This is a genomic window from Pantoea sp. GM01, from assembly GCF_000282675.1.
In the GTDB taxonomy this organism is placed as follows: domain Bacteria; phylum Pseudomonadota; class Gammaproteobacteria; order Enterobacterales; family Enterobacteriaceae; genus Pantoea; species Pantoea nemavictus.
Window position 1 is genome coordinate 16,364 of record NZ_AKIU01000005.1, and the last position, 23,517, is coordinate 39,880.

Sequence of the window (23,517 nt, forward strand, 5' to 3'; positions counted from 1 at the left end):
AATTTGTTCGCTGCTTATGACGCTTAATTAATGACCTCTGTTGCACGGTGCAACATTGCTCACTTTTTGACCTCTGTTGCACCGTGCAACACTGCTCGCTTTTGTGACCCCGCTGGGTGCCTAATCATTTCTCTGAGCTCCAACAGACATTCGAAGACTCTGAACGATTTCTCTTACGCGCTCTTCACTGCACGTCTGCCGGCTATCAGGACGAGAAGGCTTAAAAGGGCGCAGTTCAGGGCGCGGTGACGGGCTCATGTAATCAGGTACTTTTCGTACGTTTTCTGCAGGATAAAGCTCCCCCTTCCGGGCCTTTTTTAGCACCGTCAGCAACCAGCCAAGCGGGTTTTGCAGGCTGCCTTCACGCTGTGCACGAATAACATTCGACAGTACCAGGGCGGATCGCTCAGGTGACAGCGCCTGCAGCTGGCTATTAACCATGTCCCGATCTTCTGGTTTCAGCAGTGAGCCGAAATCATCTGGCAGGCAAACCGAACCGGTTACGTGTGTTTTATCTGTATTATTAGTAAAACTACGTACGTAACTGTTCGGATTCCGAACCCAGTTGTCATTCCCGGTACTCTCACTGTGTTCGGAATCCGAACCGGGCTGCTGAACAAGCATTTTTAAGCTGAGTTCGGAATCCGAACCCGGCGAGCGCCCTGCCTGTCCGGGTGCGGCACGGCTGGTCAATTCTTCAGGGCTTTGGGCTGAGCCCAGACGGGCCTCAATCATCTGGAGATGACTGCGATGATGGAGCATTGTGGGATCAAGCCGGATTTCACTGATGATTGTTTTTGCCGTGGCGCTGATGGTCCGGTTACTGCTCAGGCAGGCTTCAGCCACTGTTTTAAGCCAGTGCGGGTCGAATATTTCTGCATCAGCAAATGACAATGGCTCATCATGCTGCGCATAAATATTCCCTCTTACCCTTCCCTTTTCATCCCTGACGCGTTTGCAGAGGCTGAGCCAGCCCGTGATGCGTAACATAAGAAGTATCCGGCTGATGGTCTCTTTTGATGCCCTGCCTTTACCCGGCGTTGCCAGCTGCAGCTGCAATTCTTCATAGGAAGGAAAAACGGCACCGTCATTGCTCAAAGCGTGCAGGCGGATAATGATCCAGCCCATTTTATCAAGCGGAGAGAGGCGCTGATCGAGAAGCAACCGGCGGGGCATGGAATCGTGAATGTTGCCCGTAAAAAGCAGACCTCCACGGACAAAGCTGTTTTGTTCATCTAAAGCACGAGCATTTAGCCGATCGCTCATCTTAGAAACTGCCTGCTGGATCAGGCTGTCATCCGGTAATGTCATTCTTCACCTTCTGAATACAAAAAATGCTGAGCAATGTGCCGCTAAAGGCTCATCGCTCAGCATTCTGACTACGCTTCAGTTACGCATTGCCGTGTTATAGCGCTCATGGTTCATCATCTCCCAGGTGCGCCCTTCATCGCGGCTGAGCAATCGCCAGAACGGGCCGAGATCAATCTTGTAATAGCCCGTCCGGTTTTCATTCAGGCGCTTATAGTTACGCTCTCCGAGCCAGAATCTTCGAATCGCGCTGGCCGCTTTATTGGACAATGACGCCGGAACAGTCGCCGGAGCTTTCAGGCCCGGAATGATTTCTTTAAATCGCACTTTGACCCCTTCTGATTACAGTGAACGCTCTACACGGGTTAACAGTCATGCTCTTCTACGTGTGGCCGCTGTCAGATTGTCATTTTCCCATCTGAGAACAGTGTTCCAGACAGCAGTCAAAGAAATATCCATTTGTTCAGCGGCAAGCAGCATTAAATCCAGCCCCTCATCCGTTTCGCTGTGAAAGGTTTTACTTTCATCTGCCGCCCAGATTTCCCATAGTTCCTTACTCTGATCATCGTTAAGGACGCTTCCACGACCTGCACGAATTTTTATGCCGGCGATCCTGCGACGTGCTGCTACGTCATTACTCATCAGCCCGAAAAAATGCTCCATGAGTTTGATTGAGCCGCCTAAAGCAAGCGCCCGGTCAATACGCAGTTTTCGCGTTTGCTCAAGTCTTGCTTGCATGACCAGTCGGGAAAGGTTGTCCTGGTTTATGGCAAACGTCAGCACGGATACTTCGCTGTTGATGATGTAGTGAATGTCTTCCACGGTCATGTCCCTGAGCATGGCGATGTCGTCAGAATTCAGGCCCATTTTGTCGCAGCGGCGTATAAAGCCGTTTTTCAGCTCCAGGACCAGATCGAGCAGGAAACCGTTAGCGGCGCGAGAGAGGTTGGTGTTCATCTTTTACCCTTCATTGACAGGAACAACAGGCGCAGCATTTAAACGCTGCAGTTCGCGGAGGCGACGAAGGATCCTGATAAGTCGGAAGAGAGTCAGGGTCTGCTCGTCATTAAATAGCGGTGAGACTGATTCGAAGGATCCGATCAGCAAAACTGTCGAAAGATTCCCGTCTCCGGCAGAATGAGATGTGCCGGTAAGCGAGGCCAGAAAGATGGCCACATCAGATGCGTCACTGGCAGAAACCATCCGGAAACCTGGTGAAGTTTCACTTTCACAGGCTGGTTCAAGATCATTGCCACAACCATGGGCGCTGGCAATTTCCCAGCTCAGGCGCCACGAGAGGTTCTGAAGATGGTCGATGTCATCCTGGAGAGCATTAACGTGCCACAGCGAGTCTGTTACGGCGTGTTCCTGTGACTCAGCAACTTCAGGCGGGTCTTTTACGAGGGATGACTGTATATCTGGTTCAGTACAGGAAGAATGCGGAATGACGCTGGCCTGGTCAGAAGGCTCCTCACAACCGTTTCGATTTTCAGCGCATGCTTCCTGATCATCCGGATTTTGAAAATCAGGTGTATTATCGTCAAAAATCTGGTCAGGCTCAGACTGCTGCAGTTCAGTCCCGATTGGAATTTCACGGCCAGCTTTCAGTAATTCGGCTTCCGGCACAGTTTCGTCCGCTGTAGCGACCGAGAAGTCTTTGTCTGGATCACTGGCGTCAGGTTTAGAGTTGCCTTTTAACTCAAGCAGCCAGCCATCGTAGTTGAGATCTTCACAGGGAAACGCTTGCGTGAGATCGCCGATTAACTCATCCCTGAACATCTCAAGAGACCACAGCTCTGGATCGTCAAATTTGCTGCAGCACATGCCAAATACCGGGGTAAAATCTGTATCAGTTTCAATAAACTTTTCTGCCTGATACTTTTCCCAGACTGATTCAGCGCTTTTACGAAGCTTGAGCAGATGCCGAAGTTCCTGCCCGCCAAACCCCGAGCGCAGAAGTTCAGGCATCCACGGATAAAGATGTCTGACGACATCTTCCATACGACAGACGCTGGAATAATGGACGGGTAGCCCATTCTCTGTCAGTGCAGATGCCAGCTCCCGCAGCGAAACTTTTTTCCCTCTCTCTTCTTCAAGCAACTGCCTGGCATCCTGAACCGAGAGGGCTTTATCAATGAACGTCAGCTGTCCGTGCGTTTCATTTTCTGCCAGGTGCCCCGTCAGGCACTGAAAGCGGCCTGCCCAGGGTTTCACCACGCAGGTCATCCGGTAAAAACGCGTATCTCCGGTTTCGTCCCACAGTTCACGCATAATGGCATAACGGGTGTTCCCGCCATCGCTGAAGGTCCATATTCCTTCAGGAAGACGCGGATCGCGGGTGACCAGTGGTACGGATTCGAGACCACGCGCGCGAATAGACGATTTGATGTCATCAAAACGGGGGTTTCGCGTTTTTCGTGGATTATCGGGATTGGGACACAGCTGATCCAATGTGAATACATGGGTGATGTTTTCTCGGTCTGGCAATGGGCTTAAAACCTGCTGAGCCTTTTTCACTGTGCTGGCCTCCGGAAGTCATAACCCAGGTCATATCCTCCTTCAGGGTATTCACTGAAGAGAGTAAATTTGCCGTCAAACTGCGTTTTGATAGTGCCGGTCGGCCCTTGCCGCTGTTTACTGATAATGATTTCGGCCTGACCAGGATGTGCGGTATCGGCGTGGTACACCTCATCGCGATAAATAAACGCAATCAGATCGGCATCCTGTTCGAGCGCCCCTGAATCACGAAGATCGCCATTGTTTGGCCGCTTATCCGCGCGTTGCTCAACCTGGCGGTTGAGCTGTGACAGTGCAAGGACGGGGCACCCCAGTTCTTTACCAAGCGCTTTAAGAGATCGGGATATCTCAGCGATTTCCTGCGTGCGGTTTTCCATGTCCGGACAGCGCATCAGCTGAAGATAATCCACCATAATGAGAGAGGGTTTGCCGTATTTTCGGGCGTATCTGCGGGCGCGGGTACGAAGGGTAGCCGGTGTCTGATTGCTGTTATCATCAATGATTAACCTTTGCCGCCAGTCCGCTATTTCCTGTGCACCCATGCATATCCTGCCCCAGTCAGCGTCGCTGAGATTGCCGCTGCGCAGGCTGTTGAGCTCTACCCTGCTGCGCATCGACAGCATCCGCATGGTCAACTGGTCGGTGGGCATTTCAATGCTGAAGATGATTACATTCTCTTCGGGTCGGCTCTGCAGAGCACCAATGCCCCAGCTGAGCGCCAGTGAGGTTTTGCCCATAGACGGTCGGGCAGCAAGTATGATCAAATCGCCGGGCTGCAGTCCACACGTCATAAAATCAAACTCAGCCATCCCGGTCGGTGTTCCCGTAATTCCATTGTCTGCAGCAGTGGCCACTTCCAACTTGCTCAGCAGCTGATCCAGCGCCTGCATGATTTCCGTTTCGCACTCGTTTGCATGGTGTCCCTGCTCACTCAACCGGAAAAGCGCATCTTCAGCGTGGGCGGCAACACTAAGGGAATTAAGCCTGCTACTGCCAATATCTGCCAGAAGAGAGTTACCAATGATCTGTAGTTGTCTGAGCCGGCTCTTTTCGAGAACAATTCCGGCATAGGAGAGGATATTTGCCGCCGAAGGGGTGTTTTTGCTGAGTTCGGCAAGATAAGCAAAGCCGCCAGCCGTATCGAGCCGGCCTTCGCTTTCCAGCATTTCACTGAGGGTGATAAGGTCAAAAGGCTGTAAGCGGGAGGTCAGGCCACTCATGGCACGAAAAATCGCCCGATGGGCGCCAACGAAGAAATCGTCTCCGGTAAGCAGAAGATTGATATCGTCCCATCGTTCATTATCGAGCATCAATGCACCCAACACGCACTGCTCTGCATCGGTATGGTAAGGAATACTTTCTGTAACTAATGGTTTTTCAGGCATGAGATGATCCCTCCACAAATAAACGTGGATTAGCATTCGTTTGAAGAATGAGGTGCTAGCTGTTAGCTGATTGAGCCGCTAACTCTTCTGTATAGATGTCCAGATAGCGATCAATAAGACCCTGTACAATTTTTGATGCACTCACCACCCGGCCTGAAGACTGAGTGAGCCTGACGGCACAGCTTTCAGTTTTCATACGTCTGACTAGACCTATGTAAACGATTGGTGCAGGGTTCTGGGCATCAGTTACTGAGGGCATAGTCTCTCCGGCTTAAGTCAAAGTGTGGATTTCTTCTTAACTCAAATTATTACTTTCAGGCCCATCTGTTCTGGCGCCTGAATGATCCCGAATGCTCAGCAGCAACAAACATCATGCCTGAAGCGAAAATCTTGCCCGCTCCATGAAAACTATGCCAGCATTGATGAAAGAGTATGAAATTCTTTAACGTTTTATTTATAAAGTCTTTAAATATTACCATCACTTAAGACTTTCGTGCAAATATTTCCCATTTAGTGGTATTTATTCCCACAACGAATACTAATTTTTCCTTTAGAATCATGTGTATTGTTTTCGCTTAGGACGTACGCATGCTTGACACAATTGAGAAGAGGTTGAAATGTTGCCGCGCGGCAACCGGAACGTCGCCTCAGGAAGTAGTGAACTACGTTCAGCAGAAGAATACTGACCTCTCCTACACGACTTACACTCGCTGGGAGTCTGGCGGTACCGTACCGCCGCGACGCATTGATGTGATCAATCTGATTGCAGGCTTTTTCAGCGAGAGCGGCCTGAAGGTTGAAGGTGACTGGATCATGACGGGTGCGGGATTTCCGCCGCAGTTCACTGAATACACCCAGCTCGATGAAGATACCCTTTTCATACTGGCCAGCCGCCAGATTCCCGACGTAGAACTCATACAGGTCGGCGGTACCTACGGCGAGCCTTATATAAGTTTCGGAGAGTTCTGTATTGTATCCAATGAACGAACTCTGGACCCTAATAACAACAAGCTATGCCATGTAAGGCACAAAAACGGCTTGGTAATTGGGGTGGTCAAAATAGTTGACGAGGATAACGTCACTATTGAAGGTGTAAAAAGCACGGCCATTAAGAAAGAAGATATTCTCGAGTGCCGGAGAGTGAAGTGGATCCAAAAGAGGTAAAACTAAATTTTCATCGCTGCAGTACTGAGGTGATAAACTTCCTGAATAAGCTGGAAAAAACGACCTATATATCCACGTTGCTAATTGAAAAAAATACTATCTCAGCCCATCAGAGCAATGGTTATGCGGACTGGGATAACAAGTTTTATTACGATGGGAAATACAAAGACAGCCTTCTCATTAAAATTGGTATTGAGCTGACAAAGATCCAAAAAGGGGACGTCAGTACAGTGGTCTGGGATGACGCTCTCCGCAATGACAAAAATAATGTTATTGATGAACAACGTCGGCAACACAACATTTATCACGGCATTAGCTTTATCTATGGAATTGAAAATGAGTTGAGTATGGCACTCAACATCTGTACCGGGGCTGACACCTCGCAAAAGGAATTCGAAAATCTGATACTGCCAATGCGGTTTGCACTGCTGAACTATTTTAAGGACTTATGATGTTTACCAAAACCTATTCCGTAGACGAAAAGCACGTTGATTTTCAGGGTGTTGTGGATGGACTGTATTATCCCTTCTACATGGAGTGGACGCGCCACGCGTTTATGAAAGAAGAACTGGGATTGGATCTCGAACAGGAGTTCGCTGAAGGACGCCTTCACATGATTCTGGAATACACGATGCGCTTTAAAAAGAGCCTGCAGAAAGGCGATGAAATGCAGGTAACATGCGCCCTTCAGGCAAATGAGAAGCGCAGCCGCGTCAATTTTATCCAACAAATACTGGTTAACGATGTTGTGTATGCAGAAGCAGTATTTACCGCTACTTGCATCGCTAATGGCAGACCAACCGTTCCTGACGCAGTGAAAAATGCTATTCCAGCCTGAATTATCTGAGGGGACCCTGCCGGGTTCCCTTGTCAGTTTTCAATCAGAATATATCGGCTGTCCTTAATTTTATTCTTTCCTGCCTGATAAAATAATGAGAGGCGCACTAAATATCCACTCCGCTTCTGATATTTACCTTCCAGCCCTTCAGATTCATATATTCGCACCCTGAAAAAACGCTTATCGTTACGCATATGCAATACGCCATTCTTTTCAAATGACGCTTGCACAGCCCTGCGATCATTATCAATGCCCGTGGCTTCAATGAATTTAAATACCGTTCCCGGCAGGGATATAAACATAAAACCACTTACTGCATGAAGCATACTGTCTTTCTCATTCACGCTAAGCAATTTATTATTAATTGACTCTTTAAGCCACAATAAGAATTGCTCGCCAGGATTACCTGTATCACTGCTTTCAGGTGCAGCGGTAGTAACGGACTTTTCACACGCAACATCTTCTTTGCTGGCTTGATTCAGCACAGAATCGATAAAAGGCAATATTTCCTGCGGCTTAACATCGGGAATAAGTTCCAGGCTTTCATCCGGGATCGCAATTACCTGTTCATTCATATCCTGTACAGGCCAACACTCATCTGAAGTAGCCGTAACTGCTCTATCCGCCTGTTCATCCACATTGGTCTCCGCCGGTTCAGCTGCAGCAAACATGCTGAGAAGGACGGTCGTATCATCATCAGCCGCTTTTTCAGCCACTGGCTGCTCAGTTACTGCGCCGCAGTTTTCTGAAAGTGCTGAGGGCAAAGACCCGGTTTCATCATCCGCAGTTAACGGAGGTTCTGCGTTCACTGGTGCGAGACCGAAGGTCAGACCCATTGCACTTTCCGACCCGATACCGGCGAGTGCTGAGGCCGCACTGATGATATCGCCAGGGAAAGCCGTCGCCGGCAGCCCCGGATCCGCTATCGGTACTGCAGCGGCCACAGCAGGCAAGCCTGCCGGCGGAGAACCGGCGGGGGAGCCGATGATGCCCCGCGCATTGTTGAGAATTTCATTGATGAGCGGCATGGCCGCCGCATCCCCGCTGGCCAGAGAAGCCATCACCCGCATGGCCTGGCGATCGCCGCAGAGCCAGCTGACCCCGTCATCAGGTAACAGCCTGGCGGCCATCATTGCTGGCATACCGGAATCGGCTGGATTGCTTATCCGGAACCGATAAGGTGCACCCGGCAATGACATACCGGGGATCCAGCATTGTCCGTCCAGCAATTCCCCTTCAATCCTGTTCAGTTGCGGCAGATGCGCCGTAAGCGCTGACCAGAAAACGACCGCATTCCAGAGCGTGTTTTTTGCGGCCTGTTCCTCGGGTGCCGCGCCCGGAGGAAACATATGCCCTTTTGCCAGCCTGACGCTGCAAGCAGTAAATTTCAGGGTGAGATCTATGTATCCGCCCTCTTTACTCCATTCACCTTCAGCGCTGGCCGGCACATTTTGTACGCCCTCAGCGAGTCTCTTAAGCGGTGCCAGGTAAAGCCGGTTATAAATCTCCTCAGGCAAAGACGTGTTATCCCAGATTTGCCGGAGGAGGTGCTTACGATGCGGGGAAGAAAGCAGCTCTGCGGCTGGCTGTGGCGCGAAATATCCCGGCGGAACCTTACCGCCAGCCTGTGCTGGCTTAACCGCGGTTTGCCCCCCGGATATCATGGTTATGAGCTTACTGAACATTCTGGCTCCCTGATAATTCAGCTTCATTGCTGATATTAAGCGCAGCCTCTACGCTCTCTGAGTCCTTTCCGTCCGGCGTTTCAGAGCCTTCGCTTAATGCATCGAGGCAGCCGGTCACGATACAGACCAGCTCATTGGGCACCAGAATTTTACGCGCGCGCGTCACCGATACGTAGAGAAGATTAAGCTCATCTTCTTTTTCACGCGCGTTTAAAAGGGGATCGGTAATATCAACAAAATCGTCGTTGATTTTGACCGCGTTCCACTCAAGCCCTTTACTGCGGTGCGCCGTCACGACCGTCACATCAGCATCGCTTTCGCGCGTCACAGCCTGCTTTTTTAACACGGCCAGCAGCATTGGCAGTGGAAAGTACATGTCCAGCAATCGTACACCCTGCCCCATTTCCGGATCTTTTGTGGCTTTGGCAATGGTTCGGTATTCTTCAAAGTCACAATAATCACGCGTCAGCTGCGGCGACTGAATGCGATCGGGCATATCGACCGAAAGCCAGTACAAATCTTCCAGTTCACCAATGCGGTATCCCTCCATGCCGCCCACCCAGTACACCTTTTTACCCGTCAGGCTCTCCACCAGGGCGGAACCAATCACGCCCGCTACCGTCCGGCTGATTACGCAGCAGTGCGCGGTTCCTGCGGGCAGTTCGGGTACAACCTGGTCCTCACCGCCAAGGCCGAAAATCCGGCGGGTTTCCCCCGCCCCGGCAAGCAGGGTATTCGCAACGTCTGCGACCGCCGGACCAAACCGGAAGCTGTTCGTCAGCCACAGCCTGTCTGCAGTCTCCAGCTGCGGAGAAACCAGAGCGTTTTCCGCCCCCCTGAAGCGATATATCTGCTGATAACGATCGCCGACAAGGATGATGCGACAGGGCTGGCTGAGAACAAACTGACTGGTCACCGGATTAGCATCCTGCGCCTCATCGAAAAGGATCACGTCCCATTTCTTATTCAGCTCCGGCACTGACAGCTGATAAAGTTTAAGATAGGTGTCATGCGTCACCGGAAAATGTGCATCCATCCGGGTCATTTCGTGCCATATGACCTGTGCAGCGCCGAGTATTTTGCCCGCGTCCAGTCCGCCCCGATCGCTCTCATCGGGCAGATGCAGAAATGATATTTCTCCGTCGGCGCTGTACAGAAAGGTGTTAAGCGTGCCCAGCGCAGTCCGTGCCAGCAGCCAGTGACGGGTGTTGAGCAGCCGCGCAATATCCGTTACGCGAAGAGACGTGGTTAGCCGTGCCTGGAAGTGCCGCCCGAACGTCGGCCATGCCAGTTGATGAAACGTTCTGCACTCGACGTTAAAAGGAAAACGACGCTCGGACTCCTCCCTGATCGCGCGATTGTAGGCGAGATAAAGCATCCGCTTCGTGGGGTTTGCCAGTGCGTAGGCTTCAAGCGTGGACGTTTTGCCCGTACCGGCAAACGCCGTAACGACAAGTTTCCTGCCTTTCCAGGCGATGATCTGTGCCTGCTCCTGCGTGGGTTGCATGTAATCAGTACCTCCGTCAGCGTCAAGCCATGAACCATGCCCTGCCGGGGAGGCGGTATCCACCGCAAACTCTATACTGACCCGCAAAAAAAACGCCTCCGGAGAGGCGTTATGGTCAGGCTGCGCGTTGCTCTGCGATGCCGAGTTTTGCTGCCCACCTGGCGGTGTAGTGCAGCGGGGTGTAAAGCGTGCGACGCCGCTCAAGCGTCAGCGTGTTTCCGGTCACAACCTCTGCCGCAATGCCGCAGAGCGAGAGCTGTATATAGGACATACTGGCGGCCAGTGGATCAACGTCCGTCACAGATACCCACAGCTGTTCTGAGACCGTGTAACCGCGCTGAGCAAACTCTTCAGCGAAGGCGATGACCATACAACCTGCACCGCTCGCCGGCTCCTGCAGGGTAATGAAATCTTTTCCCTGCATCAGCGCATCGATGCCGGAAAGCTGCACTGATGCCATCATTCGCGATACGTCCCACGGCGTGAAAAACTGGCCGCGATACTTATCACCCAGCTCAAGCTCCATAAAAACGCTGCCGAGAAAATCACAACGTTCCTGATCGAGCGCCATCACGACGTGACCCAGTAACTCAGCCATCCGGGTGACGTCTTCCTTCTCGTAGCCGACAATTATGCTCAGATACTGCTTTTCCAGCTCTGCATCGTGCGCAACGCCGTTGTGCAGGGCAATGGCCGCGCAGCTGACGAAGTCCTCAAACACTTTGTGCCGGTGATGATAACGGGCCGTGGTGTTGAAAATCTTCAGGAATGCGCTGCGATGGTTGATATAAGTCATGCGTGTTCTCCATAAAAAAAGGGGAACACGCCCCTGAGGAGGTGTTCCCCTCAGGGTATGAGGCAAGCCTTACGGCCCGCCTTTTTTGGTTACCAGCTGTACGTAGTGAATCCTTCCGCCTCCGGAGCCTCTGATTCAAAAATCAGGATTTCCACGGCATCCGAACGCACCAATGAAGCGATCACGCGGCGGGCTTCTTTCGATAACCCGGCTTCTTTCAGCCGCAGAACCGGCGCGGTACACGCGGTTAACCGCAGAAGATAGCCCCCGCCGATATAGTGGACCAACTCACCGTTTCCGACTTCACGGGTCGTGATTTCATCCAGCAGCGCATTGTCTTCTGCGCTGAGGTGAGCCGTCGAAATAACCCGACAGCGAAGGTACTCACTGTTGCCGCTCATCCCTGTACCGCCTGCTGAACGGATGTTGCACCTTCTGGTTCATGAGGTTCAACGACCGGCACCAGATGAAGCCCGGGCCTGCCGTCGTCCAGCTCGTCAATAATCGCCTCAGCACTGCAGACGTGCTCGCCCCGATCGTAACAGTCATAACCATCAAGATCGTGAACCGGCTCGCTGTACCAGTGCCGAATTTCACAGTCAAAGGTAGATGACAGTGCCGCGATGACCTCTGCCGCCGGCGGGAACCAGGCGGAATCAAACGCAAGTTTTATGCTGCTGACGCCATCACGTTCCCAGCTGACGTTGTGACCTGCCGGCCACTCCATACCGTACTGCCGGCAATAGAGGCTGCAGGACGTAGACGCCCCGGACAGAAGTCCGCCACTTCCGTTCAGTTCGGCAGCCAGCCGGCTCGGGATTATCTGCAGCATATCGCATGGTTGAGCCCTGTCAGGCAGCTGACTCAGTCGTTCCCAGCACTGACCCGGGTCGATTTCCCGGGAAAGCGTGGCAATACCAAACCAGTCTGCATAGCGTTCCTCAATGAGTCGCGCGATATGTCTGCGTGAAACGTCCGGAATACTGTCCCAGCGGATCGCGTCGATACCCGACTGATGGTAAAGCCGCTCAATTTTGCGCAGATGCTCCCCGTCAAGCGGTACGTCATTGCGCAGTAAACCGAGCCACTGATCAAACGCCAGGTTCGCCGGCGTGCCCTGTCCCGTTCCGCTCTGCATTAACCCGGGAAACGGCGGAAAAGACTCCGTTTTAACCGGACGTAGCAGGCCGCCATACCCCGCCAGAAACAGCTTTATGCTGCGCATGACGGCGTGACGGTAAAGCGGTACGGCTTCACCGCTGATCCACTCCTCCATGATGCTGATAAGCGCGGATTTTCCGGTGATTTCTAAACGGTTATGGCACCAGTCTGACATGGTTAATTCCTCTTTTTTTCAAAAAAAAGAGGGCACTGTCCCGTGAGGAACAATGCCCTCACGGGACGGCAACGCGTTTACTTAACGATGCCGGATTGGTGTGTTATGCAGCTTCAGCCGCACGTTGATCTAACTGCAGTAAAAACTCTGATGCTTCTCTCGCGTGCCGGCAGGCACGAAAGAGGGCTTTTTTGTCCGACTTCAGTACCTCAAGCCACGATTTTATGTAGCTGTCGTGTTGAACGTCGCCAAACACGCCGAGCTGAGCGCACAGAAACGCACTGCCCATCTCCGCTATCAGTTCCTCAAACGCATACACCGGGTCGCCGAAGGTTTTCGACGGTTTGGTTATGCCTTCGCGGTTCAGTCGTGACTCATGGCCGGTGGCGTGCACAACTTCATGCAGCAGCGTGCTGAAGTAGTCGGCGTGGGTAAAAAACTGTTCAGCCTTCGGCATCAGTATGGAATCAGTGTGTCTGGCGTAACAGGCCCGGTTCTGTAATCTGAACTCCACCTTAACGCCCGCCATATGCACAATCTCACATATCCGTTTTTCCGTCGGCCAGTCGATCGTACCGGGGTATTCAGCTACGGGAGACTCATGCGGTACAGCCGCAACACTGTCCGGTAAACCGTCACACTGCTCGACGTTAAACAGGAAGTTAGGCTTTATCATGGCCCGCGATTCCATCAGCGGCTTACCGTCGGAATCAAACAGCTTGTTTCCGCTGGCATCCTCAGCCTGCTTTTCAAAAGGTCTGAAGATAATGGCCTCTGATGACGTTTCACCTTTGCGAACCTGACCGCCCAGCTCCTGCGCCTGACGATACGTTACCCAGCGATCGGTGCTGTATCCTTTTTCCTCTGCGGCCAGCCATAACAGCAGCACGTTTACGCCGCTGTAAGGCTTACCGGTTAAGGCATTAACCGGTAACGGACCCGCTGCGGCGCAGCGGCCAGCAGTGCGCCACGGTTTTTTCCATGGCGCGACGCCGTTCTCCAGTGCCTCAACGATACGGTCAGTGACCTTCTGGTACAGATCGACGCTCTCAGTTTTCTTCGTGCGACGAGTTTTGGTTGGTTTGGTCATGGGATGTTCCTTAAATGAAAAAAGGGCGCATCCCTCCCCTGCCGGGCGAGAAATACGCCCGTCAGGGGAAGTGGTTAACGCACCGGAGAAATAATCTTTCCGTCGGCGGTTATGCTGTTCAGCCGCAACCGGAGTTGCCGCCTGGAATGATAGAAAGCGTGGCGGTCATGCCGCTTACTGTCAGTAAACATTGCTTCTTCAAGCATTGAAGCTGCCGAACCGAACCACTGGGCCCGCTCTTCGTCGCAGCTGCAGTCACAAAAATCCGAAGTCCTCATCAGGTCGATCCGTTCACAGAACAGCGCGAGTTTACGCTGACTGAGCCAGCTGATGGTTTTGCGCTTCAGCTGATAGGGTGAACGGACAGACAGAACAACCACCCTGTCTGCCGGCGTTATGGGACTGAAAAAGGCCGGGTCATCTACAGTGAGATCGTACGTCTCAGAGATCTGACCAAAATTCAGTTCTACCTGCACGCCCGGATCGGTACTCCCACCGCTGTATTCAAGCGCATAAATTCGCTCTTTGCGGTAGAAAAGCTGACCGGGTAATCCGTTCCTGAACTCCAGGAACAAACCTTCCTGCGAACAGATAACAAGCCTGACTGACATAGCCTGATAGTAGGTTTCATGAAACAGCTGCGCGAGCGCGTCACTGTTGAAAGTAAACATAGGATCACCTGCTGTAATAGCGGGATCTGTCTCCTTCCGGAGAGCAAATCCCGGAAGGATGGGTATACAGGTCAGCTGTTGTGCTGCTGAGCTAGCCAGAACTCAATGCCTGATATGGCTTCCCACTCTTCAGTGGTGACCTGCTTACCGGGACCGGAGGTTTTTACCAGCAGCAGGTGTTCAATTGCGCCAGGTATAACAAACGATGCAGGTATTTTTTCAGGTGCTTTAGTAAACATATCCATATTCCATGCCAGCCATCGCTGCGCGAAACGCCAGCTTTGCGGACAGGAACTGGTTATGTAATAGCTTTCTGGGCATAGGTTATGCAGAAGAATCAGCACGATGCGCACGAATAAATCCTGTTTGCATCGCTGGCTCTCCACTTTACGGTATGGCCGAAAATTATCCGAAAGCGTCTGCCTGAGATAGAACGGATTCAGGCAGTAGCCTTCGCCGTCCTTATGGTTGAACGTGACCGAACCCTCTTCGTCAAAAAGTTCTGACGCGCGGTTCATGTCAAAACCCAGCTGCTTATAAGGCCGGAGCTGAGCGGGAAGAAGCCAGAAGGCTTCTTTAACTGCGTCGGTAAACCTGAACCACTGTTCATCATTTATGGACGCTCCCTGCTCAAACTGGTAAACGCCCGGAAGGACCAGAGGCTCGGTTGGTGTATGTGTCATGGTAAATCTCCATTAAAAAGGGGATCTACCGCCCACAGGGAGGTAAATCCCCGTTGGGTTAAGTTGGTCTGTCCGGAGAGTAAATCCCGGAAGGAGGGTTAAGGTTTTTACCCTAAATGGTCATTAAAAAATCTGTGTCATCGCATGCAACCACAGCTTTGTTATAACGATATTCCCAGCGGCCCTCTTCAATTGAGCGGTTCCAGTGGTATTCGTAGATATCCACCGCTATCAGGTGAAGATTTTCCTGCACCTCCAGCGCGAGCGCTGAGCAGGTTGCTGTTTCTCCCTGGATACTGGCCTCTTCAAATTCACCGAGTTGCTTACCTACGTACTCAAGAGCGTTGTGTATAAGGCTCATACACTCTGGATCTGCATAGTAATCACACTCGATATTCTCAAGTGCACGGATCCCGACGAGTTCGCTTTCAAGCTGAAGCATGAAGCTGAGTACATCATTTGGTGTAGAGAATCGCATCGGTATATCTCCTCAGGGAGGGATACCGCCTGGAGGCGGGTATCTCCTCCAGGTGCATAAAGTTAAAAGTCAGCGTTTGTCGGTTTTCAGTTCTTCGAGCGCGAACTCAAGTTCTGAAACCAGCCCCCAGTCGAATTCAAAAGCCCCGGGGTGAGTAAACATCATGGACGCGCGTTCCAGACGTGTACCGTCAGTTGGCGAGCACGGACGGAGATGAACCGGTAACAGCCAGAATGCTTCAGTGACTGCCAGGGTAAAACTGTGCCACTGGCTCGGGGATATCCATCCGCTCTGCTTCACGGTATAGGTAACGTGTTGGGGCGGTACGGAAATTGGTGTCATGATAAATCCTCAAAAAAAGGGGATTTATCCCCCTGATGGGGAATAAATCCCCACAGGGTTAAGTCAGATTAGAAAGATTCTAATCGGCCAATTGCCAGAAAGTTTGTTGAAATAGTCATATTCCATTTTCCCTTACTGATATGCATAACGCAGGTTTGCCATCTGATTCGCCAGCTTTAGTGCAAAACGGCGAGCCTGACGATAAGAGCGGAATACCTCATCCGAATTATTCAGAGAACCAAACCGGTGATTACCGTAAAACGTACCGGAACGGGTAAGTATGCCGGCCGTCCATTTTCCTGACGATAACTGATGAACCTGAACCTTAAAGCAGAGTGAGCCAGCCCGGTTCGTTATCCACTCTTCTTTTCTTTTACCGGCAGCGGCGCGATCCCACAGGGATAACGCTGCAGCAGAGGTGGCTGAAAAAATGTCTTGTATGGAAAAGGAGGTTGGTAATAAAACGGTATGCATGGTGTTTCTCCTGTTGAGCGGGAAACACCTGCCCTGTCGGGAAGATGTTTCCCGAGGGGGCATTCGCATAGCGAATGTATGCTTCAGACGATTGCGCTGTTATTTCTGAGCGGTGAACACCCTGAAAGTCGCAGCATCAGACGCGGCATGCTGTGCGGCTTTCGCTGCAGCTTTGTGGGTAAAATGCTCCCCGTGCCGGCTGAAGATGAATTCATCGCCTGGCTGGCCTGCAATCAACGTTCTTGCCATAACAATGGCGTGATAACGTTGATCGTCAAACCAGACGCGGGAACGAAATTCATAATGACCGGTAGGTGAAGCAAGCCACCATGTTCCCCTGAGTGCAGCCTTAAGGTCAGGACATTCAGATGCAACGCGGGTTGCAACGGAAAGGACCAGATCGAATGGTGTACGCAACTCATTCAGAAACGAGCGGGTTATGGACATAGTTTCTCCAGAAAACAGAGAAACATTTGCTCTGTCGGGAATGTTTCCCCGAAGGACGAAGGCCGGAGCCGGAGCCGGAGCCGGATGGTTGAATGTACCTTCATCGCCAGGCAGTAGGAGCCGTGATTGACGATATCTGCTTCCAAAGGCGAGCAGATGTACCACACTGATGCGTTCTCCCTTTCAGGCTTCAGGAGTGTTGTTTGCAGCTACCCGAAGGCGGTCATCTCAAGCTACAGACCATTGGTGGTTGTCCGAAGACAACGTAAGAAGCGTTTTAATAATAGCGTTTGCTTAAAGCCAATTACAAGAACCTTTTATTCATCTGACTCATCTATCCGGTTATAAACCCGGGCAACGTACGCACCACGTCCATCACCGTGTCCAAGATCCATTGAAACTAAAGCCTCAGCCTCTTTGCGACTCATACCATTTTCTAAATGATGATTTACAGCATCTTTTGAATAAGCATACCTGAGACTGTGAGGTGCATGGATTCCGGTCATTCCACTTTCACGTAATACGTTATGATAACGATCAAGCGCCTGATGAAGCATTGGTTTATCGATTAATTTACCGTTATTTTTTTCTATGTAGCGAATAGCTTCATTTAACAGGTTAACAACCTTCTCTTTATCAAAAACGGTGGCATCACGTGGACGCCCTCCTTTAGAGCCAAACACAACGCGAACATTATTACTTCCGGCTTCTAAATTTTTCCGCCAGGTCTTAAGTGACTTTGCCGACTGAACCGTTTCCTCTGCACGCAGCCCAATATATCTGGCGAGCTGAATACCTAACGCAATCCCCCTGTCTTTTTCTGAAACCGTTAAAACTATTTCTCTGAGACGTTCATCAGAAATGGCAACTTTAGAGCCTTCTCGACTGGCTCCTGAAATATTCAGTGCCTGATTACTTAATTTTTCATGTGCAGGATTAGCCAGAATGTTACGTCCGCCTTGTGACAGGATTGAACGTAAAGCGGCCATTTCATTTTGCAGGGTGCGTGACGAGATATTTTCATCCTGACGACTACGAATATAATTTTCGAGATGCTTGGTTTTAATATGGCTTACGTCCCGAATCTGAATATTAAGGGTTGCCAGTCGCTCAGAAAAGCGACTGGCAATCTTTGAACGATCAGAAACCGTTTTAAAACTTCCTCCGCCCTGACGTGCGAGCGTGACGAGCTGCTTACCTAATTTACCAGACAATTTTTATCTCCTTCAGAACCTACAGCTGTAAGCCCATAAACCCACAGCTTTATGACTCTGAATCTGTACATCTCTTCCCCGATGACACGGTTGCTTTTGCGCTTCCTGCGTCTCGACTGGTATCTGTGCATCGGGGCGGCGAAATGTTGAGTTCTTGCGAGGCTCCCCAGGTCTCTGACCTGTTTGCGGCTTGCGCCGTGCTGACGTTAGTCAGTCTGCCTCCGTACACCAGTTTCCTGATGTCGCCATCGATACCGAGTCGATCATTCTCCTTCTAATAAAACGTCCTTAACGGGTTGTTCGTTAACGTCGCGTCATGGTTTATAAATAGCCAGTTGAGCATCTGAAAACACGTAATACGTGCACGTCAGAATGTACCGGCATGCTGAAAACCGCACTGTACGTGGGTTTGACCGTTATGCGCTGCGCGCGTCACTTTGTTCTCGTTTCACTCGAACCAAAGTGACGCCGCGCAGCTTCATGCTCCTAATGCGTCTTCCGCAAGCGCCCAAATGTTCCAAATGGGCTTATGCGTCATAGCAAAAGTCGTATGCAGCTCAGGGCGTATCCCTGACAAATCTCATAACGTAATTGAAAAAAGCATCATTGTGGATGCATTGTCTGAGGGCGTAGGCGTATGTAAAAGCCTGACTTTGGTGTGATTAATGTACTCCCATCGTCGCGTCGTAGGTGCGCATGTTTTGACGATATCTGCTTCCAGGAGCGAGCAGATTTACCACACTGATGTGTTCTCCCTTTCAGGCTACAGGAGTGTTTTCGTAGCTACCCGAAGGCGATCCTCTCAAGCTACCGGACCATTGGTGGCCGCCTTGTGGCGGCTTACAACAATTGAAAACATATCAATCATTATGTAGGAATGTCAATCAGACGATGTAAGTTATTAAACATCTCAACAAATACTGAATAAGTATTTATATGGAATATCATGAAATAACTAAATTTATCAAGCCCGCCTTAGAATTGGCGATTAAATTAAACTCAAAAACCACCAAAAACAACTATAGATTTATTTACACAATCTTTCCCTGAAGAAGAAAAACCTTTCCAAGTTAGAAATATCACATTTGAAAATTAAAGTGAAATTAGCGTTGAATTCACATGGATTATATATGAAGGAAGATTTAGTTGTGTTTTTTAAGAGAGGGTACAATTTAAGGTGTATTTAACCCAAGAAGAAACACATTATTTGTAGTTGATCGCACATGCTTTCTTTGATCTACTGATTGATCCAAACAGTTAAATCATCATTACTGATTTTTAATTTTTCCATTTAAATATTAACTTCCTCGAACACACAACCATGTGCTATGTTATAAAAGCAGCCCTTTAACAACCATTCAACATCACCCTAGTAAAGATAATAACGAAATCATTAGCCAAACACAACAATGACTCTCCCAAACTCACTAAAATTGAGCCTTAAAAAACACCTCTTCGTATTCAACCCCACAATCTAACTACATGCACCACAATGAAAATTTCATTATTAATTTAATTTGCAATACTATAAACAAAAGAAAAGAAATCAACAATCTAAGGCTATCCATAACCCCAGAAAGCAATTTACTTGACTGTTCAATAATTAATTTATAATGAGCGATTAACTTGCCGACCTCCCTGCGCCGCTCTTTCATAGTAGAATTTTAAAACCCAATAAATCATTTTCGATTCAGAATTTCAGCCGGTATCGCTTCGCCATGGTACTTTTCATAAATCGTGTTGAGCTTGCCATTTTTCAGGTTGGTGGCAATCCACTCATTTAATTTCTCTTTAAGCTCAGGCTCTCCCTTTTTAATACCAATCGCGAGATCGAATACCGTTAAGGTGAGTTTTGGCTCAAAGCTTAACTTGGGATTCTGTTTTTTAATCTGATTAACCAGTGTGGCTGAAGTCGCAACGGCATAGGCCTGACCACTCACTGCTGCAGTGACAAGCGTTGCATCATCGTCATAACGCTGAACGGTGAATCCTTTTTTCATTGCATCCTGACTCAACATTGAGTCCTGCGTGGTACCACGGGTCACCGTAATGGCATGCCCTTTTAAATCTGCCCAGTCGCTGACTTTGGTGGCAGCAGGAGCGGCAATAACCGAACGCAAACCGGCATAAGCGCGGGTGAAGTCAATAACCTGCGCGCGTTGAGGCGTCACAGAAAGCGTTGAGATCACAATATCGGCTTTGCCCGTTTGCAGGTTGGGAATACGTGTTGGCCCCGTGGTTTCAATAAACTTCAGCTTTAATCCCCAGTCTTTTGCCAGCAGTTCTGCCGTTTCAACATCTGAACCCACTGGTTTCATTGCGGCATCGAGCATGCCTGAGGGCGGGAGCGACATATCGGTTGCCACGCGAAGCTCACCACGTTGCTGGATTTCCTCAAGCGCATTGGCGGAAGCAGGCAATGTGATAACGGCGGTCATCATGCTGGCGAGTAAGGCGATAGATTTTACGTATTTCATTATTATTCTCCTGAGTACGAGGGATACAGCGATGGCGGGTGAATTAGAGATCGTTAGCAATAAATTCTCTGAGCGCTTCGGTTTCTGGTTCTTTCAAAATGGCGGCGCTGCCGCTTTCATGCACTTTTCCCTGATGCATAAAAATCACCTTATCAGCGACTTTGCGGGCGAAGTTCATCTCATGCGTCACCATTATCATGGTCATACCGCTGCCAGCCAGACGCTCAATCACACGCAGCACTTCACCGGTTAATTTAGGATCGAGCGCCGAGGTGACTTCATCGAACAGCATGACCTTCGGCTTCATCGCCAGCGATCGCGCGATCGCGGCGCGCTGCTGCTGCCCGCCGGAAAGCTGCTCAGGATAGCTGTCCGCTTTGTCAGCCAGTCCGACCTGCTCAAGCACGGAGAGCGCTAATCTTCTGGCTTCTGCCTTCGGCAATTTCTTGACGGTGACAGGACCGAGCGTGATGTTTTGCTCAATGGTGAGGTGAGGAAACAGGTTGTAGCTCTGAAATACGATGCCGACATCCTGGCGCAGTTTCCGCAAATCGACCTGTGGGTCTTCCACCTTATACCCGCACACTTCGATACTGCCTCCGTTGATGGTTTCCAGCCGATCGATGCACCGGAGCGCGGTGCTTTTACCCGAGCCGCTGGCGCCGATCAGAGCCACAACCTGCCCCTGATTGACCGAAAACGAGACATCTTTCAGCACCGGATTGTGGCCAAAACTCTTTTGTACGTTGCTTAACGTAATGATTGACATGGTTTTATCCTTTGCCTCAGTTAACGCGTGGCGAAATGGTCTGCAGCCGCTTTGCTTGCTTCTGTGGTGCTCCACGTTCCAGCCGACGGCTGAGTGCCGAGACCGGGAAACACAGGCAGAAATAAATTGCGGCCACGATCAGGTAGATCATAAAAGGCTGGAAAATTGAGTTATTAATGAGCTGGCCAGCGCGAGCCAGTTCGACAAATCCCACGACCGACGCCAGCGACGTGTTTTTGATGATCTGCACTGAGAATCCCACGGTAGGTGGCGTTGCCAGCTTCACTGCCTGCGGCAGGATCACTTTAAACATGCGCTGAGTGCGGGACAGCGCCAGGCATTCGGCTGCTTCCCACTGAGCACGTGGTACAGACTGAATACAGCCTCGCCAGATTTCGCCAAGATAGGCGCTGGCATAGATGGTGAGCGACACTCCGGCAGCCAGCAGCGGCGAAATTGAGTAACCCAGTTGCGGCAGGCCAAAGTAGACCATGAACATAATTATCAGGAGTGGCGTCCCCTGAATCAGCTGCACCCAGGCACTGACCAGCAGGCGCAGCGGCTTGAGTGGCGTAATCCGGCCCAGGGCAATCAGGAACCCCACCAGGCCACCTCCGCCGAAGGCCATCAGCGACAGGATCACTGTCCATACTGTGCCCTCAAGCAGAAACTGCAGGTGGGCAAAGTTAAGAGAAATATTCATCGGCGTGTCTCCTTAAATCGTGGTGCCAAGACGACGGCGGCGCGGGAAGATCGCCTGACCAAACAGCCAGAAAATCACACGCATGAGCAGCGACAGTGCAATATAAATCCCCGCCACAACAAAGAAGGTCTCAAACGGACGATAGGTTTCCGACTGGATGAAGTTGGCGGTTGCGGTGAGCTCCTCCGCCGAGATCTGCGATGTCACGGATGATGCCAGCATCAGCAAAATAAACTGGCTAGTCAGTGAGGGATAAACCCGTTCAATCGCCGGGCGCAGCGCCACATGCCAGTACTGTTGCCAGCGGTTGAGCCCCAGTGTCTCCGCAGCCTCCCACTGACCTTTATGGATGGATTCGAAACCGGCACGCATGATTTCAGCTGTATACGCCCCGACATTGATGGTGAGCGCAATGACGGAGACCGTGAAGGCACTGAAGGAGAAGCCCAGACTGGAGAGACCAAAATAGACCAGAAAGATCTGCACCAGAAAGGGCGTGTTGCGTATCGACTCAACATAAATGCCCGCCAGTCGCGCCGGCCATAACGCATCAGCACGGCGCGCAACGGCGCACAGCGTGCCAATCAAAAAGCCGGTTATTGTCGTCACCAGCGCCAGTTTGGCAGTGAGGAGCGCACCGCTCCATAAGAGCTGCCACTGCGCGAGAATTGCTGTGAAATCGAGCATCATAAAATCAACCCCGGTTATTGCGTTGCTGAGTTCTTCTGACCGGTCAGGCGGTCGTACACTTTGAACAGTGCCTGATTACCATTAGCGCCTTCGCCATAGGCCTGGGCATTTTGATACTGCGTGGCGACAAGTGCGGTAGCGGGCAACGGGACAGGATGTTTCTGCGCAGCCTCCAGCACCAGACGTAGATCCTTCATCATCAAATCAATGCGGAATCCTGCGGAAGCATCGCCCTCAATCATGGAGCTGCCGAGTTTGTCGAGCATCCAGGATGCCGCAGAGCCGCCCATCAGCACCTCGCGCATCTGCGGAAGGTTGATATCCCACGCACGCGCCAGTGCCAGCGCTTCACAAATCGCCTGAATGTTGATGCCGCAAATCAGTTGATTACACAGTTTCACCGTTTGCCCTGCCCCTGATGCACCAACGTGGTTAAGCGTGGTGCCCATCGCAGACAAATAAGGGGTAGCACGGGAATAACCTTCAGCATCGCCGCCCACCATAATGGTCAGTGTGCCGTTTTTGGCGCCCACCGGCCCACCGGACACGGGCGCATCCAGCATGGTGACGCCCACCGCGAGCAGCGCGTCACTTAACTGTCGTGTTGCAGCGGGGGCGATAGTGCTCATATCGACAAAGAGCTTTCCACGCGGCGGATGACTCAACAGCCCACCCTCACCACGCACAATCTCTTCGACCTGCGGGGTATCAGGTAGCATAGAAATAACGATATCGGCATCGCGGGTCGCGCTGACGAGATCGCTCACTACGTCCACACCGAACTGACGCAGCACCTCGCCTGCCGCAGGAACCACATCAAAGGCGCGTACGGTATAACCCGCCTGCGTCAGATTGCGCGCCATTTCGCGACCCATGACGCCAAGGCCGATGAATCCCACAATGCCGGAAGAATTGTTATTCATTGTTATGCTCCAGTTTGATG

At 51.0% G+C, this 23,517-nt stretch carries 26 protein-coding genes; 3 read left to right on the forward strand and 23 right to left on the reverse strand.

Going from position 1 to position 23,517, the window contains the following annotated elements:
• Positions 1-120: 120 nt before the first annotated feature.
• The 5 genes from PMI17_RS01735 to dnaB-PI form a co-directional block, all read right to left on the reverse strand.
• Entirely contained in the window at positions 121-1,311 is a 1,191-nt protein-coding gene (locus tag PMI17_RS01735) for an STY4528 family pathogenicity island replication protein (RefSeq protein WP_007885447.1), read from the reverse strand.
• A gap of 75 nt (positions 1,312-1,386) precedes the next feature.
• On the reverse strand, positions 1,387-1,635 hold the full coding sequence (locus tag PMI17_RS01740) for a hypothetical protein (RefSeq protein WP_007885448.1): 249 nt from the start codon (positions 1,633-1,635) through the stop codon (positions 1,387-1,389).
• 45 nt (positions 1,636-1,680) lie between these two features.
• Positions 1,681-2,265 carry a DUF2857 domain-containing protein gene (locus PMI17_RS01745; protein ID WP_007885449.1) on the reverse strand — a complete coding sequence of 195 codons (585 nt, stop codon included), beginning with the start codon at positions 2,263-2,265 and terminating at the stop codon, positions 1,681-1,683.
• A gap of 3 nt (positions 2,266-2,268) precedes the next feature.
• Entirely contained in the window at positions 2,269-3,825 is a 1,557-nt protein-coding gene (locus tag PMI17_RS01750; RefSeq protein ID WP_007885450.1) for a ParB family protein, read from the reverse strand.
• Positions 3,822-5,210: an SPI-7-type island replicative DNA helicase gene (gene dnaB-PI, locus PMI17_RS01755; RefSeq protein ID WP_007885452.1), complete on the reverse strand. Its 1,389-nt coding sequence runs from the start codon at positions 5,208-5,210 to the stop codon at positions 3,822-3,824. The genes PMI17_RS01750 and dnaB-PI overlap by 4 nt, the downstream gene beginning before the upstream one ends.
• A gap of 588 nt (positions 5,211-5,798) precedes the next feature.
• Between dnaB-PI and PMI17_RS01760 the strand changes: the two genes are divergently transcribed.
• Genes PMI17_RS01760 through PMI17_RS01770 form a run of 3 tightly spaced genes read left to right on the forward strand, consistent with a single transcriptional unit; the run spans position 5,799 to position 7,212 of the window.
• On the forward strand, positions 5,799-6,374 hold the full coding sequence (locus PMI17_RS01760) for a hypothetical protein (protein WP_007885455.1): 576 nt from the start codon (positions 5,799-5,801) through the stop codon (positions 6,372-6,374).
• Positions 6,356-6,826 (forward strand): hypothetical protein, encoded by a 471-nt coding sequence (locus tag PMI17_RS01765; protein ID WP_007885456.1) that lies wholly within the window; start codon positions 6,356-6,358, stop codon positions 6,824-6,826. Before PMI17_RS01760 ends, PMI17_RS01765 begins: the two co-directional genes overlap by 19 nt.
• Positions 6,826-7,212 carry a thioesterase family protein gene (locus tag PMI17_RS01770; RefSeq protein ID WP_007885457.1) on the forward strand — a complete coding sequence of 129 codons (387 nt, stop codon included), beginning with the start codon at positions 6,826-6,828 and terminating at the stop codon, positions 7,210-7,212. Before PMI17_RS01765 ends, PMI17_RS01770 begins: the two co-directional genes overlap by 1 nt.
• A 32-nt stretch (positions 7,213-7,244) precedes the next feature.
• Here the strand turns inward: PMI17_RS01770 and PMI17_RS01775 are convergent, their stop codons facing one another.
• From PMI17_RS01775 to PMI17_RS01860, 18 genes are all read right to left on the reverse strand, one after another.
• A complete protein-coding gene (locus PMI17_RS01775; RefSeq protein WP_007885458.1) occupies positions 7,245-8,897 on the reverse strand; it encodes a TraI domain-containing protein in 1,653 nt (550 codons plus the stop codon).
• Positions 8,887-10,404: a UvrD-helicase domain-containing protein gene (locus PMI17_RS01780; RefSeq protein ID WP_007885459.1), complete on the reverse strand. Its 1,518-nt coding sequence runs from the start codon at positions 10,402-10,404 to the stop codon at positions 8,887-8,889. The genes PMI17_RS01775 and PMI17_RS01780 overlap by 11 nt, the downstream gene beginning before the upstream one ends.
• 115 nt (positions 10,405-10,519) lie before the next feature.
• Positions 10,520-11,200, reverse strand: coding sequence for an N-6 DNA methylase (locus PMI17_RS01785; protein ID WP_007885460.1), 681 nt, complete (start codon positions 11,198-11,200; stop codon positions 10,520-10,522).
• 89 nt (positions 11,201-11,289) lie between these two features.
• The gene (locus PMI17_RS01790; protein WP_007885461.1) at positions 11,290-11,601 is read right to left on the reverse strand and encodes a DUF5983 family protein; all 312 of its coding nucleotides are present in this window, start codon (positions 11,599-11,601) and stop codon (positions 11,290-11,292) included.
• Entirely contained in the window at positions 11,598-12,536 is a 939-nt protein-coding gene (locus tag PMI17_RS01795) for a DUF1281 domain-containing protein (RefSeq protein ID WP_007885462.1), read from the reverse strand. The genes PMI17_RS01790 and PMI17_RS01795 overlap by 4 nt, the downstream gene beginning before the upstream one ends.
• 103 nt (positions 12,537-12,639) lie before the next feature.
• A complete protein-coding gene (locus tag PMI17_RS01800) occupies positions 12,640-13,626 on the reverse strand; it encodes an ArdC family protein (protein WP_007885463.1) in 987 nt (328 codons plus the stop codon).
• A 74-nt stretch (positions 13,627-13,700) separates the two neighbouring features.
• The gene (locus tag PMI17_RS01805; RefSeq protein ID WP_007885465.1) at positions 13,701-14,297 is read right to left on the reverse strand and encodes a hypothetical protein; all 597 of its coding nucleotides are present in this window, start codon (positions 14,295-14,297) and stop codon (positions 13,701-13,703) included.
• A gap of 71 nt (positions 14,298-14,368) precedes the next feature.
• Positions 14,369-14,980 carry a hypothetical protein gene (locus tag PMI17_RS01810; RefSeq protein ID WP_007885466.1) on the reverse strand — a complete coding sequence of 204 codons (612 nt, stop codon included), beginning with the start codon at positions 14,978-14,980 and terminating at the stop codon, positions 14,369-14,371.
• 112 nt (positions 14,981-15,092) lie between these two features.
• Positions 15,093-15,458 (reverse strand): hypothetical protein, encoded by a 366-nt coding sequence (locus PMI17_RS01815; RefSeq protein ID WP_007885467.1) that lies wholly within the window; start codon positions 15,456-15,458, stop codon positions 15,093-15,095.
• Positions 15,459-15,527: 69 nt separating this feature from the next.
• Positions 15,528-15,800, reverse strand: a complete 273-nt coding sequence (locus PMI17_RS01820) for a hypothetical protein (protein ID WP_007885469.1) — start codon at positions 15,798-15,800, stop codon at positions 15,528-15,530.
• 132 nt (positions 15,801-15,932) lie between these two features.
• Positions 15,933-16,274 carry a hypothetical protein gene (locus PMI17_RS01825; protein WP_007885470.1) on the reverse strand — a complete coding sequence of 114 codons (342 nt, stop codon included), beginning with the start codon at positions 16,272-16,274 and terminating at the stop codon, positions 15,933-15,935.
• A 99-nt stretch (positions 16,275-16,373) separates the two neighbouring features.
• Positions 16,374-16,721, reverse strand: coding sequence for a hypothetical protein (locus PMI17_RS24610; RefSeq protein ID WP_007885471.1), 348 nt, complete (start codon positions 16,719-16,721; stop codon positions 16,374-16,376).
• Between the two features lie 317 nt (positions 16,722-17,038).
• The gene (locus PMI17_RS01835; protein ID WP_007885472.1) at positions 17,039-17,935 is read right to left on the reverse strand and encodes an integrase domain-containing protein; all 897 of its coding nucleotides are present in this window, start codon (positions 17,933-17,935) and stop codon (positions 17,039-17,041) included.
• A 1,679-nt stretch (positions 17,936-19,614) separates the two neighbouring features.
• On the reverse strand, positions 19,615-20,412 hold the full coding sequence (locus tag PMI17_RS01840) for a transporter substrate-binding domain-containing protein (RefSeq protein ID WP_007885475.1): 798 nt from the start codon (positions 20,410-20,412) through the stop codon (positions 19,615-19,617).
• Between the two features lie 43 nt (positions 20,413-20,455).
• A complete protein-coding gene (locus PMI17_RS01845) occupies positions 20,456-21,181 on the reverse strand; it encodes an amino acid ABC transporter ATP-binding protein (RefSeq protein ID WP_007885476.1) in 726 nt (241 codons plus the stop codon).
• Between the two features lie 16 nt (positions 21,182-21,197).
• Positions 21,198-21,884 carry an amino acid ABC transporter permease gene (locus PMI17_RS01850; RefSeq protein WP_007885477.1) on the reverse strand — a complete coding sequence of 229 codons (687 nt, stop codon included), beginning with the start codon at positions 21,882-21,884 and terminating at the stop codon, positions 21,198-21,200.
• A 12-nt stretch (positions 21,885-21,896) separates the two neighbouring features.
• Positions 21,897-22,574, reverse strand: a complete 678-nt coding sequence (locus tag PMI17_RS01855) for an amino acid ABC transporter permease (RefSeq protein WP_007885478.1) — start codon at positions 22,572-22,574, stop codon at positions 21,897-21,899.
• A gap of 14 nt (positions 22,575-22,588) precedes the next feature.
• Positions 22,589-23,497 (reverse strand): NAD(P)-dependent oxidoreductase, encoded by a 909-nt coding sequence (locus tag PMI17_RS01860; protein WP_007885479.1) that lies wholly within the window; start codon positions 23,495-23,497, stop codon positions 22,589-22,591.
• Positions 23,498-23,517: the final 20 nt, after the last annotated feature.

What these genes read in the sequence shown, in the direction of transcription:
- PMI17_RS01805 (WP_007885465.1), bottom strand. Translation starts at nt 14,297, where the DNA reads ATGTTTACTTTCAACAGTGACGCGCTCGCGCAGCTGTTTCATGAAACC.
- PMI17_RS01780 (WP_007885459.1), bottom strand. Translation starts at nt 10,404, where the DNA reads ATGCAACCCACGCAGGAGCAGGCACAGATCATCGCCTGGAAAGGCAGG.
- PMI17_RS01800 (WP_007885463.1), bottom strand. Translation starts at nt 13,626, where the DNA reads ATGACCAAACCAACCAAAACTCGTCGCACGAAGAAAACTGAGAGCGTC.
- PMI17_RS01850 (WP_007885477.1), bottom strand. Translation starts at nt 21,884, where the DNA reads ATGAATATTTCTCTTAACTTTGCCCACCTGCAGTTTCTGCTTGAGGGC.
- PMI17_RS01845 (WP_007885476.1), bottom strand. Translation starts at nt 21,181, where the DNA reads ATGTCAATCATTACGTTAAGCAACGTACAAAAGAGTTTTGGCCACAAT.
- PMI17_RS01810 (WP_007885466.1), bottom strand. Translation starts at nt 14,980, where the DNA reads ATGACACATACACCAACCGAGCCTCTGGTCCTTCCGGGCGTTTACCAG.
- PMI17_RS01855 (WP_007885478.1), bottom strand. Translation starts at nt 22,574, where the DNA reads ATGATGCTCGATTTCACAGCAATTCTCGCGCAGTGGCAGCTCTTATGG.
- PMI17_RS01735 (WP_007885447.1), bottom strand. Translation starts at nt 1,311, where the DNA reads ATGACATTACCGGATGACAGCCTGATCCAGCAGGCAGTTTCTAAGATG.
- PMI17_RS01775 (WP_007885458.1), bottom strand. Translation starts at nt 8,897, where the DNA reads ATGTTCAGTAAGCTCATAACCATGATATCCGGGGGGCAAACCGCGGTT.
- PMI17_RS01815 (WP_007885467.1), bottom strand. Translation starts at nt 15,458, where the DNA reads ATGCGATTCTCTACACCAAATGATGTACTCAGCTTCATGCTTCAGCTT.
- PMI17_RS01770 (WP_007885457.1), top strand. Translation starts at nt 6,826, where the DNA reads ATGTTTACCAAAACCTATTCCGTAGACGAAAAGCACGTTGATTTTCAG.
- PMI17_RS01795 (WP_007885462.1), bottom strand. Translation starts at nt 12,536, where the DNA reads ATGTCAGACTGGTGCCATAACCGTTTAGAAATCACCGGAAAATCCGCG.
- PMI17_RS01840 (WP_007885475.1), bottom strand. Translation starts at nt 20,412, where the DNA reads ATGAAATACGTAAAATCTATCGCCTTACTCGCCAGCATGATGACCGCC.
- PMI17_RS01745 (WP_007885449.1), bottom strand. Translation starts at nt 2,265, where the DNA reads ATGAACACCAACCTCTCTCGCGCCGCTAACGGTTTCCTGCTCGATCTG.
- PMI17_RS01760 (WP_007885455.1), top strand. Translation starts at nt 5,799, where the DNA reads ATGCTTGACACAATTGAGAAGAGGTTGAAATGTTGCCGCGCGGCAACC.
- PMI17_RS01785 (WP_007885460.1), bottom strand. Translation starts at nt 11,200, where the DNA reads ATGACTTATATCAACCATCGCAGCGCATTCCTGAAGATTTTCAACACC.
- dnaB-PI (WP_007885452.1), bottom strand. Translation starts at nt 5,210, where the DNA reads ATGCCTGAAAAACCATTAGTTACAGAAAGTATTCCTTACCATACCGAT.
- PMI17_RS01820 (WP_007885469.1), bottom strand. Translation starts at nt 15,800, where the DNA reads ATGACACCAATTTCCGTACCGCCCCAACACGTTACCTATACCGTGAAG.
- PMI17_RS01790 (WP_007885461.1), bottom strand. Translation starts at nt 11,601, where the DNA reads ATGAGCGGCAACAGTGAGTACCTTCGCTGTCGGGTTATTTCGACGGCT.
- PMI17_RS24610 (WP_007885471.1), bottom strand. Translation starts at nt 16,721, where the DNA reads ATGTCCATAACCCGCTCGTTTCTGAATGAGTTGCGTACACCATTCGAT.
- PMI17_RS01825 (WP_007885470.1), bottom strand. Translation starts at nt 16,274, where the DNA reads ATGCATACCGTTTTATTACCAACCTCCTTTTCCATACAAGACATTTTT.
- PMI17_RS01860 (WP_007885479.1), bottom strand. Translation starts at nt 23,497, where the DNA reads ATGAATAACAATTCTTCCGGCATTGTGGGATTCATCGGCCTTGGCGTC.